This is a genomic window from Acidovorax sp. A1169, from assembly GCF_030704685.1.
Lineage (GTDB): Bacteria > Pseudomonadota > Gammaproteobacteria > Burkholderiales > Burkholderiaceae_C > Acidovorax.
This window is the reverse complement of sequence record NZ_JAUZDX010000001.1, coordinates 560,724-573,352: the sequence shown is the minus strand read 5'-3', so window position 1 is coordinate 573,352 and position 12,629 is coordinate 560,724. Positions and strand designations below refer to the sequence as shown.

Sequence of the window (12,629 nt, the reverse complement as noted above, 5' to 3'; positions counted from 1 at the left end):
AGACCCAGAACAGGAGACAACGAGGTGCACAAAGTCCTCAGCGGTATCAAGGTGCTGGAACAAGGCACATTCATCACGGGCCCGGCGGCAGGCATGTTCCTGGCCGACCTGGGGGCCGAGGTCATCAAGATCGAGCAGCCCGGTGCGGGCGATCCGTTCCGCGCGTTCCGCGGCGGCCTGTACAGCCCGCACTTCCAGACCTACAACCGCAACAAGCGCAGCATCACGCTCAACCCCAAGCTGCCCGAGGACGCAGCCGTGTTCGATGAGCTGGTCAAGGATGCGGACGTGTACATCCAGAACTTTCGCCCCGGCGCAGCCGACCGGCTGGGCGCGGGCGAGGCCCGGCTGCGCGGCCTGAACCCGCGCCTGGTGTACTGCGCGATCAGCGGTTTCGGCCAGACCGGCCCGGCCGCGGGCCGCCCGGCCTACGACACCGTGGCCCAGGCCGCCAGCGCCTTTCTCAAGCTGCTGGTGAACCCTGCCAACCCGCGCGTGGTGGGCCCGGCGCTGGCCGATGCGATGACCGGCTTCTATGCCGCCTACGGCGTGCTGGGTGCCATCGTCGAGCGCGGCCGCACGGGCGTGGGCCGCAAGGTCGAGGTGTCCATGCTCGAGGCCATGTGCCACTTCAACCTCGATGCGTTCACGCACTACTTTTCCGAGGACGAAGTCATGGGCCCCTACAGCCGGCCCAGCGTCTCGCAGTCCTACGTGCTCGAATGCGCCGACGGCCTGTGGATCGCGCTGCACATGTCCTCGCCCGAGAAGTTCTGGCAAGGGCTGGCCAACGCCATCGAGCGCCCGCGCCTGTTCGACGACCTGCGCTTTGCCACGCGCGAGGCGCGCATTGCCCACCAGGAGGACTTGATTGACCTGCTCGGCGGCCTGTTCCGCGAACAGACGCGCGCCACCTGGTGTGCCCGGCTCGAAACCCAGGATGTGCCCCATGCCCCCATGTACGACACCCGCGAGGCCATGGAAGACCCCCAGGCCCGCCACCTGCAACTCGAAGTGAGCGCCCCCCACCCCGAGGGCGGCCAGTGGCGCACCATCCGCTCGCCGGTGAGCTTCGACGGCGAGCGCGCATTGGAAGTCACCGCGCCGCCCACGCTGGGGGCCGACAACGCGGCCATCGTCGGGCCGATACGCCAGCGGCTCGGGCAGGCGCTCTGACCCGCCAGCCGACCCCAAGAAAAGACAAGGAGACAAGAACCCATGACCCCATCGAATGAAAACGAGCTGACCCAGGCCGTGCTGCAGCGCCTGGAGGGTGCCAGCGACCCGCGCTTCGCGCAGATCATGGAATCGCTGGTCACGCACCTGCATGCCTTCATCCGCGAGGTGGACCTGAAGCCCGAGGAATGGATGCAGGGCATCGAGTTCCTCACCGCCGTGGGCAAGGCCTGCACCGGCCAGCGCCAGGAGTTCATCCTGCTGTCGGACACGCTGGGCGCCTCGATGATGGTGGTGATGCTCGACCAGTTGCGCGCCACCGCCCACGCCAAGGGTAGCCAGCGCATGACCGAAGCCACCGAGGCCACGGTGCAGGGCCCCTACTACTGGGAGGGCGCACCCGAGCTGCCGCTGGGCGCCAACCTGTCCGAGGGCGTCAAGGGCGAACCTACCTTCTACAGTGGCCGCGTGACCGACACGCATGGGCAGCCCCTGGCGGGCGCACTGCTCGACATCTGGTCGGGCGATGGCGAGGGCGTGTACGACATGCAGGTGGAGGGCTCGGGCATGGCCGCGCGCGCCCGCGTCCGCACCGACGACCAGGGCCGCTACTGGTTCTGGTCCATCCGCCCGAGTTTCTACCCCGTGCCGGTGGATGGGCCCGTGGGCCGCATGCTCGACGGCATGGGCCGCCACCCCAACCGGCCTGGCCACATCCACATGATGGTCTCGGCGCCAGCGCATGCACCGGTCACCACCCACCTCTTCGTGGCGGGCAGCCCCTACATCGAGTCGGACGCGGTGTTCGGCGTGCGCCCCAGCCTGGTCGTCGATTTCGAGCAGCACCCCGCCGGCCAGGCGCCCGACGGCAGCGCGCAGGCCGCGCCCTGGTGGTCGGCGCACTACGACTTCCGTCTCGAACCGCAACACGCCTGAAGGCCGCTCCATGAAAATCGGAAAATCCACCGTCCCGCGCACCGCCATCTGCACCTCCAACGAGCACACCATCGTCGTGCGCGGCGAGGACCTGTGCCAGGACCTGATCGGCCACATCTCGTTCGCCGACTACTTCTTTTTGCTGCTCACCGGCCGCCGGCCCGATGCAGCCTGCAGCGCGGTGCTCAACGCCACCCTGGTGGCGATCGCCGAGCACGGCCTGGTGCCCAGCGTGCAGGCCAGCCGCATGACCTTCGCCGCAGCGCCGGATGCTTTGCAGGGTGCGGTGGCCGCCGGCATCCTGGGCTGCGGCTCGGTGATCCTGGGCGCATCGGAAACGGCGGGCCGCATGTTCGCCGACGTGGCGGCGCGGATGGATGCCGGCGCCACGCTCGACGATGCGGCCACGGCCGTGGTCACCGAGCTCAAGGCCGCACGCCGCTCCATTCCGGGCTACGGCCACCCGCTGCACAAGGAGGTCGACCCGCGCGTGGGCCGGCTCATCGCCGTGGCGACCGAGGCCGGCGCCGACCTGCGCTACGTGCAGATCGCCCAGGCGCTGGAGAAGGTGATCCCCGGCATCGTCGGCAAGGAGCTGCGCCTGAACGTCTCGGCCGCCATCCCGGCGGTGCTGATGGGTGTGGGCTTTCCGGTGGCGTCGCTGCGCGGCGTGCCCATCCTGGCGCGCACAGCGGGCCTCATCGCCCACCTGGCCGAAGAGGCAGAGACGCCGAGCGGCTTTGCCTTGTCCTACCAGGCCACGCGCGAGCTGCAGTACGAGGGCAGCCTGCCCGATGGCTTTGGGGAGGCGCCATGAAGCGCCGGCAGATCCTCGCCGCCACCACCCTGGCGCTGCTGGCAGCCGGTGCCAGCGCCCAGGGCAGCGGTCGCCCCCTCAAGCTGGTGGTGCCTTTTGCCGCCGGCACCTCGACCGACATCGTGGGCCGGGTGCTGGCCGAGGCCCTGGGCCGCCAGCTCGGGCAGACGGTGATCGTGGAGAACAAACCCGGTGCGGGTGGCACCATCGGCAGCGAGATGGTGGCCCGTGCAGGCGCCGATGCCAACACCCTGCTCATGGGCACCGTGGGCACGCATGCCATCAACCCCACGCTGTACAAGAAGCTGCCCTACCAGCCGCTGCGCGACTTCGTGCCGCTGGGCTTTGCAGGCGCCACACCCACCCTGCTCGTGGTGCCGGCCAGCGCGCCATGGAAGGGCGTGGCCGACCTGCGCCAGGCCAGCGGCAAATCGGTGAGCTTTGCCTCGGCGGGCAACGGCACCTCGGGCCACCTGGCGGGCGAGACGCTGAACATCCGCCTGGGGAAGGACTTCGTGCACGTGCCCTACCGCGATGGCGCGCAGGCGCTCACCGAGCTGATGGGCGGCAACGTGCAGTTCATGTTCTACCACCCGGCCGCCGTGCTGCCACACATCCGCGCGGGCAAGCTGCGCGCCCTGGGCGCGTCGAGCGCCAGGCGCAGCACGGCCGCGCCCGACGTGCCCACACTGGCCGAGCAGGGGGTGCCCGATTTCGACCTGGTCGCGTGGTTCATGCTGTATGCGCCCGCCTCGATGCCGGCCGCGCAGCGCGACGCCTTGCGCGATGCCACGCAGACCGTGCTGGCCCAGCCCGAGGTGCGCGAGAAGCTCGCCGCGCAGGGCATCGAGTCTGCCGCGATGAATGCCGCGGAGATGGCCACCTTCGGCACGGCCGAGGTCGCCAAGTGGGGCGAAGCGGTGCGGCGCTCCGGTGCCCAGGTGGACTGATAGCGACCCACAGGCCACGCATGGCCCCTCCCACAGCCCGCCCACCGGAATCGGCGGCTCTGGCGCAGCCATGCCCGGCACGAAAGGAGTGATGCCATCGATTGACGGACAGACCCACACGGTGCGGTGCACGCCATGGCGGCGTTGCGCGGCAAACGAGCGAAGCGAACAGACCACACAAGCGGGCATGAACCCGTAACAGGAGACAAGAATGCGCAGAACAATGGTGATGAAGACGATGCTGGTGCTGGCCGCCGGTGCGCTGCTGGCCGGCAAGGCCCTGGCCCAGGGGGCCGAATGGCCGAACAAGCCCATCAAGATCGTGGTGGGCTTTGCGCCCGGCACGCCGCCCGACATCTTCGCCCGCATGTACGGCGACTACGCGGGCAAGAAGCTCGGCGTGCCGGTGGTGATCGACAACCGGCCTGGCACGGCCGGCAACCTGGCTTCGGACGCAGTGGCCAAGTCGCCTGCGGACGGCTACACCTTTGTGTACAACCTGTCCACGGCGTTCACGATCAACCCCTTCATCTACAGCAAGCTGCCCTTCGACCCCGACAAGGACCTGGTGCCCGTGGCCACCACCATGCGCCAGGGCCTGGTGCTGATCGCCACCAACAAGTTCCCGGCCAAGACCGTCAAGGACCTGGTGGCCGCCGCCAAGGCCAAACCGGGTACCTACTCGCACGCCTCGTACGGCGCGGGCAGCCCCTCGCAGCTGATCGTGGAGTCGCTCAAGGACGAGGTCGGCATCGACATGCTGCACGTGCCCTACCGCGCCAGCCCCATCGCCGACCTGGTGGGCGGCCAGGTGGACACGCTGATGGAGCCCATTGCCACCGGCTACCAGCTCATCAGCAGCGGCAAGGTGCAGGCACTCGCCTACTCGGGCCCCACGCGCCACCCCGCCCTGCCCGACGTGCCCACGCTGTCGGAGGTGATGCCCGGCTTCTCCATGATGTCCTGGCACGGCATCTGGGCACCGGCGGCCACGCCGCAGCCCATCTTGACGCGCTTCAACGCGCTGCTGGTGGAGGCGAGCAAGGACGCCGACCTGTCGCGCCGCATCAGGGAGTTGCACAGCGAGCCCCTGGGCGTGACACGCACCGAGATGGCCGCCATGGTGCGCCGCGACGCGGAGATCTACAGCCGCGTGGTGAAGGCGCGCAACATCAAGGTGGACTGATTCACTGGTGCTATTGGGATGGCGCGGGGACGGGAGCGGCGGGTACTGGCGCCTCCTGGGCCTTGGGCTTGGGCACCCGGTCGCAGCCGGACAGGGCCAGCGCCAGCACACAGGCGCCAGCCAGAGCGGCTCGGGACAGGGGGGATGATGGATGGCGGAGCATGGGCGGGTCCTCCTGGCCGTCGGAACGCAGGGCCTGCGCCGGACGGCGCGGGCGCAGGCAGTTGGGAAACCCATTGTTCAGGCCAACGCCCGCGCTGTCTGTAAGAGAAGGGCGCCAACAGCGGGCCCGCAAGGCCCCAGTCTCTTCAATCGACGATGGTCAACTTGGCCACTGACAACGCCAGCCACTTGGTGCCGTGGCGCGGAAAGCTCACCTGGGCCCGCGCGTCATCACCCGTGCCCTCCAGCGCCAGCACCTTGCCCTCGCCGAACTTGGTGTGGAACACCGCCAGGCCCACGCGCAGACCATGCGATGGCGCAGCCTTTTGCACGGGCACCGGGGGGCTGGCGAACTGCTCCGTGCGGCCCATGCCAAAGCTGCTCCGGTCGCGCTGGCCGAATGGGTTGCTGCCTGCGTTGGGCGCATAGGTGCCAAAGCCCTGCTGCTTGGGCGTGATCCATTTGAGCGCAGCCTCGGGCAGCTCGTCGAAGAAGCGGCTCTTGATGTTGTAGCGCGTCTGGCCGTGCAGCATGCGCGTCTGCGAATGGCTCAGGTACAGGCGCTTACGCGCGCGGGTGATGGCCACGTACATCAGGCGGCGCTCCTCCTCCAGGCCCTCGCGCTCGCTGGCCGAGTTCTCGTGCGGAAACAGGCCCTCCTCCATGCCGCCGATGAAGACGCCATCGAACTCCAGGCCCTTGCTGGCATGCACGGTCATCAGCTGCACTGCGTCCTGCCCGGCCTGGGCCTGGTTGTCGCCGGCTTCGAGCGCCGCATGGGTCAGGAAAGCGGCCAAGGGCGACAGCGTTTCGCCGGTGTCGATGTCCACGATGCCGGCCACGGCGGGCAGGGGCTCGTCCACCACCGGCGCATCGGGATCCAGGCCCTGGCTGGCCGGGCTCTGGCCGAGGCGGTCGTTGCGCAATTCATCCACCGGCAGGGCCACGGCGTCGCGGCCAAAGCCCTCCTGCGTGACGAAGCTCTCGGCCGCGTTGACCAGTTCCTCCAGGTTCTCGATGCGGTCGGCGCCTTCCTTCTCGGCGCGGAAATGCTCCACCAGGCCCGAGGACTGCAGCATCTGCTCGATGATCTTGCGCAGGTTCATGCCCTCGGTCTGCTCGCGCAGTACATCAATCATGGCGACGAAGGCCGACAGGTTGGCCCCGGCCTTGCCAGGCACGGCACTCACGCCGTCGTGCAGCGAGCAGCCGGCGGCGCGCGCCGCGTCCTGCAGCACCTCGATGCTGCGCGCGCCAATGCCGCGCGGCGGGAAGTTGACCACGCGCAGAAAACTCGTGTCGTCGTGCGGGTTCTCCAACAGGCGCAGGTAGGCCAGCGCGTGCTTGATTTCCGCGCGCTCGAAAAAGCGCAGGCCGCCGTACACGCGGTAGGGCACGCTGGCATTGAACAGCGCCGATTCGATCACCCGGCTCTGCGCATTGCTGCGGTAGAGCACGGCGATCTCCTTGCGCTCGAAGCTGTCGCTCTTCACCAGTTGCCGGATCTCGTCCACCATCCACTGCGCTTCGGCCAGGTCGGTGGTGGCCTCGTACACGCGCACCGGCTCGCCGGGGCCCTGCGTGGTGCGCAGGTTCTTGCCCAGGCGGCGGCTGTTGTGGCTGATCAGGGCGTTGGCCGAGTCGAGGATGTTGCTGTAGCTGCGGTAGTTCTGCTCGAGCTTGATCTGTTGCTGCACATCGAACTCGCGCACGAAGTCGGCCATGTTGCCCACGCGCGCCCCGCGAAAGGCGTAGATGCTCTGGTCGTCGTCGCCCACGGCGATCACGCTGCCGCGCGCCTCGAAGCGCCCACCGCTGTCGTTGCCGGCCAGTTGCTTGAGCCAGGCGTACTGCAGCTTGTTGGTGTCCTGGAACTCGTCCACCAGGATGTGCGCGAAGCGGCGCTGGTAGTGCTCGCGGATCGGGTCGTTGTCGCGCAGCAGCTCGTAGCTGCGCAGCATCAGCTCGCCAAAATCCACCACGCCCTCGCGCTGGCACTGCTCTTCATAGAGCTGGTAGACCTCGATCTTCTTGCGCGTGTCGCTGTCGTTGGCCTGCACGTCTCCCGGGCGCAGGCCCTCCTCCTTGCAGCCGGAGATGAAGTAGGCGAGCTGCTTGGGCGGAAAGCGCTCGTCGTCCACGTTGTGCTGCTTGCACAGGCGCTTGACGGCCGAGAGCTGGTCCTGCGTGTCCAGGATCTGGAAGGACTGCGGCAGGCCGGCGGGCTTGTGGTGCGCGCGCAGCAGCCGGTTGCACAGGCCGTGGAAAGTGCCTATCCACATGCCGCGCACGTTCACCGGCAGCATGGCCGACAGGCGGGCCACCATTTCCTTGGCCGCCTTGTTGGTGAAGGTCACGGCCAGGATGCCGCTGGGCGTGGCATAGCCGTTCTGCAGCAGCCAGGCAATGCGCGTGGTGAGCACCCGGGTCTTGCCCGAGCCGGCACCGGCCAGGATGAGCGCATGCCCCGCCGGCAGGGTGACGGCGGCGAGCTGCTCGGGGTTGAGATTGGCCAGCAGGGGCGGTACAGCCGATGGTGCAGCGGGCGTGGGGGGCACCAGGGGATCCGGTGCACCCGGAAACAGGTCTTGTGGGAACATGGGGGCATTGTAGAAAGCGCCAACGCCCGCCATGAAAAACATTGCCCTTGCCGCAGCCATGCTGCTGGCCCTGCATGCCCCCCACCTCGCAGCCCAGTCGAGCTGCAGCAGTGACGGCGTACCCCGCCCGGTCGCGCTGTTCGAGCGCTTCGTGAGCGCCGACTGCGACAGCTGCTGGGCCGACAAGGCCACGCCCGCTCCCAAAGCGCCCGGCACCCTGGTGCTGGACTGGATCGTGCCCGGCACCCAGGGTGACGACGCGCCGCTGTCGGCCGCCGCCACGCGCGATGCCCTGGCGCGGCTGGCCGCCCTGGGCCGCACGGCGCCCACGGCCACGGACGTGAACACCGCGCCCGTCCAGGGCGTGAAGGGCAGCCGGCTGCGCGTGTCACACGGGCCAGCCTTCAACGACTACCTGGGTGCCTCCATCGCCTTCTCTCCGGTGCCCACGCGCGGTGCGCCCCCTGCGGCACGGCCCGATGCGGGCGGTTTCTACCTGCTGCTGGTGGAGTCCATCCCTGCGGGGGCCGAAGGATCGCCGGTGGCCCGCCACCTGGTGCGTAACGTGTACCAGCGCTCACTGGACAACCCGCAGACGCTGTCCAAGGGCGAGCGCTCGGGCTGGCGTGACTCACGCCCCATCTACATCCCCGAAGGCGCCAAGACCGACCGCCTGCGCCTGGTAGGCTGGGTGCAGGACCAGGACGGCCGCATCATCGACGCTGCGCAGTCGCGCTGCACGCCATAGAACCCGTTCTCTATTGGAGAGATAACAGTAGGGATATACCCGCACCGGTTGGCGCGGGTAGAATCAATCACCGGGCCCAAGTTTCTTGCAGCCCGGTTTTTTTGTGCCTGCGCACAGCAGGGTTCGTTGCCACCACCACGGTGGCAATCGCATGACCGGTCTCCAAGCCAAGCGCCCACCGCAGCGGAAATCCTTCTGCTGCGTCCTCTTATGGAGCTTGGAAATCATGGAAATCTTCGACTACGACAACGTTCTCTTGCTGCCGCGCAAGTGCCGGGTGGAAAGCCGCTCGGAATGCGATGCCGGCGTGGAGCTGGGCGGGCGCACCTTCCGCCTGCCGGTCGTACCGGCCAACATGAAGACGGTGGTGGACGAAACCATCTGCACCTGGATGGCGCAGAACGGCTATTTCTACGTCATGCACCGCTTCGATCTGGACAACCTGCAGTTCGTCAAGGATATGCATGCCAAGGGCTGCTATGCCTCGATCTCGCTGGGCGTGAAGCAGCCCGACTACGACACGGTGGACCAGTTGGCGGCCGCAGGCATCACGCCCGAGTACGTGACCATCGACATCGCGCACGGCCATGCCGACAGCGTGAAGAACATGATCGGCTACCTCAAGTCCAAACTGCCTGCGGCCTTCGTGATCGCTGGCAACGTGGCCACGCCCGAGGCGGTGATCGACCTGGAGAACTGGGGTGCCGACGCCACCAAGGTGGGCGTAGGGCCGGGCAAGGTCTGCATCACCAAGCTCAAGACCGGCTTCGGCACGGGCGGCTGGCAACTGTCGGCGCTCAAGTGGTGCGCCCGCGTCGCCACCAAGCCCATCATTGCCGACGGCGGCATCCGCAGCCATGGCGACATCGCCAAGAGCATCCGCTTTGGCGCCAGCATGGTCATGATCGGCTCTCTGTTCGCGGGGCACGAAGAATCGCCCGGCAACACCGTGGAGGTCGATGGTGCCCTGTTCAAGGAGTACTACGGCTCGGCCAGCGACTTCAACAAGGGCGAGTACAAGCATGTCGAAGGCAAGCGCATCCTCGAGCCCATCAAGGGCAAGCTGGCGGGTACCCTGATCGAGATGGAGCAGGACGTGCAAAGCTCCATCAGTTACGCCGGAGGCAAGAAGCTCATGGACATCCGCAAGGTGAACTACGTGATCCTGGGCGGCGACAACGCAGGCGAGCACCTGCTGATGTAAACACGGAAGCCCCCCTGAGTCGCTTCGCGCCTTCCCCCGGAGGGGGACGCCGCCCCTGCGGCGGGGCGGCCCTTGCACGGCGGCACTGGCCTTGATTGCGCCGGTTGTCGCGTTCGTGGCTGTATTGCGGCCGTCTAGGCCCTCAGCAGGATCAGGGCCATGTGGTGCACATCGTGCCCGGGCCTGGCCAGCGCATCGACGATGCTGAAGTGGTTCAGGCCTTCCTGCACCTGGCAGCGCGGCACGGCGTGCGAGCCCCAGGCGTCCTGCACCAGCCGCGCCTGGCGGATGAACTCCGGGCTCTCATCGCCGCCCACGGCGCAGTACAGCATGCCCTGGCCGGGTGCCTGCAGGCGTGCCGGGCTGTACTGCAGCACCTGCTGCTCGGTGAGCTTGAGTGTCTCCTGCAGGAAGGGCGTGTGCATCAGCGGATCGAGGTCGTGCAGGCCCGAGATGGACAGGGCGCTGCGCACCGCGCCATCGGGCAGGTTGCCGATCAGGGGCCAGACGCTGGTGAGCAGCATCGCTGCCAGTTGTCCCCCCGCCGAATGCCCGGCCACCGTGATGCGGTGCGGGTCGCCGCCATAGCGCCCAATGTTCTGCCAGATCCAGGCGATGGCCTTTTCCATCTGCCGCATGATCTGGGGAATGCCGACCGGTGCCTCCGGGGTGCCTGGGCACAGCGAATAATTGACCACCACCACGCAGACACCTTCACGGTTGAACGCCGGCGCGATGAAGGAGTGGTCCGACTTGTCGAGTGCGCGCCAGTAACCGCCGTGGATGAAGACCAGCACCGGCGCCCCCTTGCCCGATCCGGGCGGCAGCTGGGTGGTGGGAAAGACATCCAGGGTCTCGCGCGCGCCCTTGCCATAGGCCAGGTCGGCCACGCAGGGGTGGTCGGCCCGCACCTGGGCCGACTCCTTCGCCCAGCGGGCGAAATAGTTCACGTGCTCGGGCACCAGGGCCCGGTTGTTGTACATCAGCTCGAGCCAGGCGGGGTCGTGCGGTGTTTTGGTATCCAGGGCCATGGGGTTGTTCTCCTCGTCGTCCTCGTTACATCATCCCGGCAAGTGGCGCGGACTGCAAGCCCGATGACAGGCTGGCAGCGCAAAAACCGCCGATGATGGCGCCAGAGACAAGCACACCAGGAGACAGACAGCATGAACAACAAAACCCCTCCCCTGCGCGCCGCCGTCCTGGGCATCGGCATGATGGGCGCGCCCATGGCGCGCCGGCTGCGCGCCGCCGGCCACGAGGTCCATGCCTGGAACCGCACGCGCGAGGCGGCCGACCCGCTCGCCGCCTTCGGCATCACCGTCCACTCCGATGTGCGCACTGCCGTGGCCGGTGCGGACGTGGTGATCAGCCTGCTCGCCAACGGGCCCGTGGTGGGCCAGGTGCTGTTCGAGCGCGGCGCGGCGCAGGCCCTGCGCCGTGACGCGCTGTTCATCGACATGGCCTCCATCCAGCCGCGCGAAGCGCGCGACCACGCGGCCCGCCTGGGCGAGATGGGCATCGCCCACCTGGATGCGCCGGTCTCCGGCGGCACCGTGGGCGCCGAAAGCGGCACCCTGGCCATCATGGCCGGTGGCCGGCCCGAGGACTATGCCCGTGCCCTGCCGATCTTTGCGGCCTTCGGGCGCGCCACGCATGTGGGGCCGCACGGCGCGGGCCAGCTCGCCAAGCTGGCCAACCAGATGATCGTGGGCATCACCATCGGCGCCGTGGCCGAAGCGCTGCTGTTCGCCGCCAAGGGCGGGGCCGACATGGCCAAGGTGCGCGAGGCCATCAGCGGCGGCTTTGCCGACAGCCGCATCCTACAACTGCATGGCCAGCGCATGGTGGAACGCAACTTTGCGCCCCAGGGCCGCATGACGGTGCAACTCAAGGACATGCGCAACGCCCTGGCCACGGCTGGCGAGATCGGCTTCGACGCGCCCGTAACCGCGCTTTTCGAGGCGCTTTACGCCGAAGGCGTGGAACACGGCCTGGGCGAACTGGACCACAGTGCGCTGTTCGTGGAACTCGCCAGCCGCAACGCGATGCAATAATTTTTGGGCCCTACTTGCAAGCCGGCCAAAAACTAGTGCATAATTCGAGGCTCTGCAGCAATGCAGGCAGATCACTAAAAGATTTGGGTTCTTAGCTCAGTTGGTAGAGCAGCGGACTCTTAATCCGTAGGTCGAGTGTTCGAGTCACTCAGGACCCACCAAATCTAAGCCGCAAGGCACATGAAGCCGACGCCATGAACAACATGGCGCCGGCTTTTTTGTTTCTGCCCGAGGCGATACGGGCCCTGCAGCGTGTCGCTCCCGCATCGTGGCCCCCGCCATGGCCGGCCCGCGCCGGCACCTTGCAATCGCCACATTCGCCACCATCTGCTGCTGTCGAAGAACTGCCGCTCAAATCACGTCCCGCCGCTGGACGCCTGCGTTCTGCAGACCTTTTCCCTTCCTCCGGGTACCTGCTTGCGCCTTCCTTTGCAGAGGGTTGCTGGCGGAGGCCCGAACGCCCCACCCCGGCAACGCTGCGGGTGGCTGAGACCATTGCGCCCGCCAACCCACGGGGCGTGTTCCAAGCGAAGGAGCCTTTCATGGCAGGAAAAGAACAGAAACGCGGCAACAAGGAATCGAAGAAGCCCAAGCAGAAGCCCGTAGCGGTGGTGGCACCCGTCGCCCCCGCGAAGGCCGGCGGCGCACCGCCGCCGCGCGCAGGCAAAAAGGGCTGATCTCCACCACAGGGCACAGCCCCTGGCTGCACCACTGCTTCAGGCGCCTCGCCTGAGCGCAGCGCTCAGCGTACTTGGCCTCGCGCGAGCGCGCAGGCCCGCCAGCGTGGCAACACGCA

Annotated in this window: 11 protein-coding genes, 1 tRNA gene and 1 pseudogene; 10 read left to right on the top strand and 3 right to left on the bottom strand. The window is 67.8% G+C overall.

The window, feature by feature from the left end; all coding sequences use genetic code 11:
* Nucleotides 1–24: 24 nt before the first annotated feature.
* The 5 genes from QYL93_RS02590 to QYL93_RS02570 all read left to right on the top strand — a co-directional run bounded on the left by QYL93_RS02590 (nt 25) and on the right by QYL93_RS02570 (nt 5,065).
* Nucleotides 25–1,176 carry a CaiB/BaiF CoA-transferase family protein gene (locus QYL93_RS02590; protein ID WP_305742178.1) on the top strand — a complete coding sequence of 384 codons (1,152 nt, stop codon included), beginning with the start codon at nt 25–27 and terminating at the stop codon, nt 1,174–1,176.
* A 42-nt stretch (nt 1,177–1,218) separates the two neighbouring features.
* Complete coding sequence (locus QYL93_RS02585; RefSeq protein WP_305742177.1) at nt 1,219–2,112, top strand: dioxygenase; 894 nt, start codon at nt 1,219–1,221, stop codon at nt 2,110–2,112.
* Between the two features lie 10 nt (nt 2,113–2,122).
* Nucleotides 2,123–2,929, top strand: coding sequence for a citryl-CoA lyase (locus QYL93_RS02580; protein WP_305742176.1), 807 nt, complete (start codon nt 2,123–2,125; stop codon nt 2,927–2,929).
* Nucleotides 2,926–3,879 carry a tripartite tricarboxylate transporter substrate binding protein gene (locus QYL93_RS02575; RefSeq protein ID WP_305742175.1) on the top strand — a complete coding sequence of 318 codons (954 nt, stop codon included), beginning with the start codon at nt 2,926–2,928 and terminating at the stop codon, nt 3,877–3,879. The genes QYL93_RS02580 and QYL93_RS02575 overlap by 4 nt, the downstream gene beginning before the upstream one ends.
* Before the next feature lie 211 nt (nt 3,880–4,090).
* The gene (locus QYL93_RS02570; RefSeq protein ID WP_305742174.1) at nt 4,091–5,065 is read left to right on the top strand and encodes a tripartite tricarboxylate transporter substrate binding protein; all 975 of its coding nucleotides are present in this window, start codon (nt 4,091–4,093) and stop codon (nt 5,063–5,065) included.
* Nucleotides 5,066–5,075: 10 nt separating this feature from the next.
* Here QYL93_RS02570 and QYL93_RS02565 read toward each other — a convergent pair whose 3' ends face one another.
* Both QYL93_RS02565 and QYL93_RS02560 read right to left on the bottom strand, forming a co-directional pair.
* Nucleotides 5,076–5,228, bottom strand: a complete 153-nt coding sequence (locus tag QYL93_RS02565; RefSeq protein WP_305742173.1) for a hypothetical protein — start codon at nt 5,226–5,228, stop codon at nt 5,076–5,078.
* Nucleotides 5,229–5,373: 145 nt separating this feature from the next.
* On the bottom strand, nt 5,374–7,827 hold the full coding sequence (locus QYL93_RS02560; RefSeq protein ID WP_305742172.1) for a UvrD-helicase domain-containing protein: 2,454 nt from the start codon (nt 7,825–7,827) through the stop codon (nt 5,374–5,376).
* A gap of 31 nt (nt 7,828–7,858) precedes the next feature.
* Here QYL93_RS02560 and QYL93_RS02555 point away from each other — a divergent pair, with 31 nt between their 5' ends.
* Nucleotides 7,859–8,575 (top strand): hypothetical protein, encoded by a 717-nt coding sequence (locus tag QYL93_RS02555; protein ID WP_305742171.1) that lies wholly within the window; start codon nt 7,859–7,861, stop codon nt 8,573–8,575.
* 226 nt (nt 8,576–8,801) lie between these two features.
* Nucleotides 8,802–9,779: a GMP reductase gene (locus QYL93_RS02550; RefSeq protein WP_305742170.1), complete on the top strand. Its 978-nt coding sequence runs from the start codon at nt 8,802–8,804 to the stop codon at nt 9,777–9,779.
* A 134-nt stretch (nt 9,780–9,913) separates the two neighbouring features.
* On the opposite strand, the gene QYL93_RS02545 is transcribed toward QYL93_RS02550, so the two are convergent.
* Nucleotides 9,914–10,810, bottom strand: coding sequence for an alpha/beta hydrolase (locus tag QYL93_RS02545; protein WP_305742169.1), 897 nt, complete (start codon nt 10,808–10,810; stop codon nt 9,914–9,916).
* A gap of 126 nt (nt 10,811–10,936) precedes the next feature.
* On the opposite strand from QYL93_RS02545, the pseudogene QYL93_RS02540 reads away from it, so the two are divergent.
* The 3 genes and pseudogenes from QYL93_RS02540 to QYL93_RS02530 form a co-directional block, all read left to right on the top strand.
* A pseudogene (locus tag QYL93_RS02540) lies at nt 10,937–11,833 on the top strand (NAD(P)-dependent oxidoreductase); the annotation flags it as partial.
* A gap of 85 nt (nt 11,834–11,918) precedes the next feature.
* Nucleotides 11,919–11,994: transfer RNA gene (locus QYL93_RS02535), tRNA-Lys, on the top strand.
* A gap of 33 nt (nt 11,995–12,027) precedes the next feature.
* Complete coding sequence (locus QYL93_RS02530; RefSeq protein ID WP_305742168.1) at nt 12,028–12,510, top strand: hypothetical protein; 483 nt, start codon at nt 12,028–12,030, stop codon at nt 12,508–12,510.
* The last annotated feature ends 119 nt before the right edge of the window (nt 12,511–12,629 follow it).

Bases quoted from the DNA above. Each gene is read 5' to 3' on its own strand.
- QYL93_RS02585 (WP_305742177.1), top strand. From the start codon at position 1,219: ATGACCCCATCGAATGAAAACGAGCTGACCCAGGCCGTGCTGCAGCGC.
- QYL93_RS02580 (WP_305742176.1), top strand. From the start codon at position 2,123: ATGAAAATCGGAAAATCCACCGTCCCGCGCACCGCCATCTGCACCTCC.
- QYL93_RS02575 (WP_305742175.1), top strand. From the start codon at position 2,926: ATGAAGCGCCGGCAGATCCTCGCCGCCACCACCCTGGCGCTGCTGGCA.
- QYL93_RS02570 (WP_305742174.1), top strand. From the start codon at position 4,091: ATGCGCAGAACAATGGTGATGAAGACGATGCTGGTGCTGGCCGCCGGT.
- QYL93_RS02565 (WP_305742173.1), bottom strand. From the start codon at position 5,228: ATGCTCCGCCATCCATCATCCCCCCTGTCCCGAGCCGCTCTGGCTGGC.
- QYL93_RS02560 (WP_305742172.1), bottom strand. From the start codon at position 7,827: ATGTTCCCACAAGACCTGTTTCCGGGTGCACCGGATCCCCTGGTGCCC.
- QYL93_RS02555 (WP_305742171.1), top strand. From the start codon at position 7,859: ATGAAAAACATTGCCCTTGCCGCAGCCATGCTGCTGGCCCTGCATGCC.
- QYL93_RS02550 (WP_305742170.1), top strand. From the start codon at position 8,802: ATGGAAATCTTCGACTACGACAACGTTCTCTTGCTGCCGCGCAAGTGC.
- QYL93_RS02545 (WP_305742169.1), bottom strand. From the start codon at position 10,810: ATGGCCCTGGATACCAAAACACCGCACGACCCCGCCTGGCTCGAGCTG.
- QYL93_RS02530 (WP_305742168.1), top strand. From the start codon at position 12,028: ATGAACAACATGGCGCCGGCTTTTTTGTTTCTGCCCGAGGCGATACGG.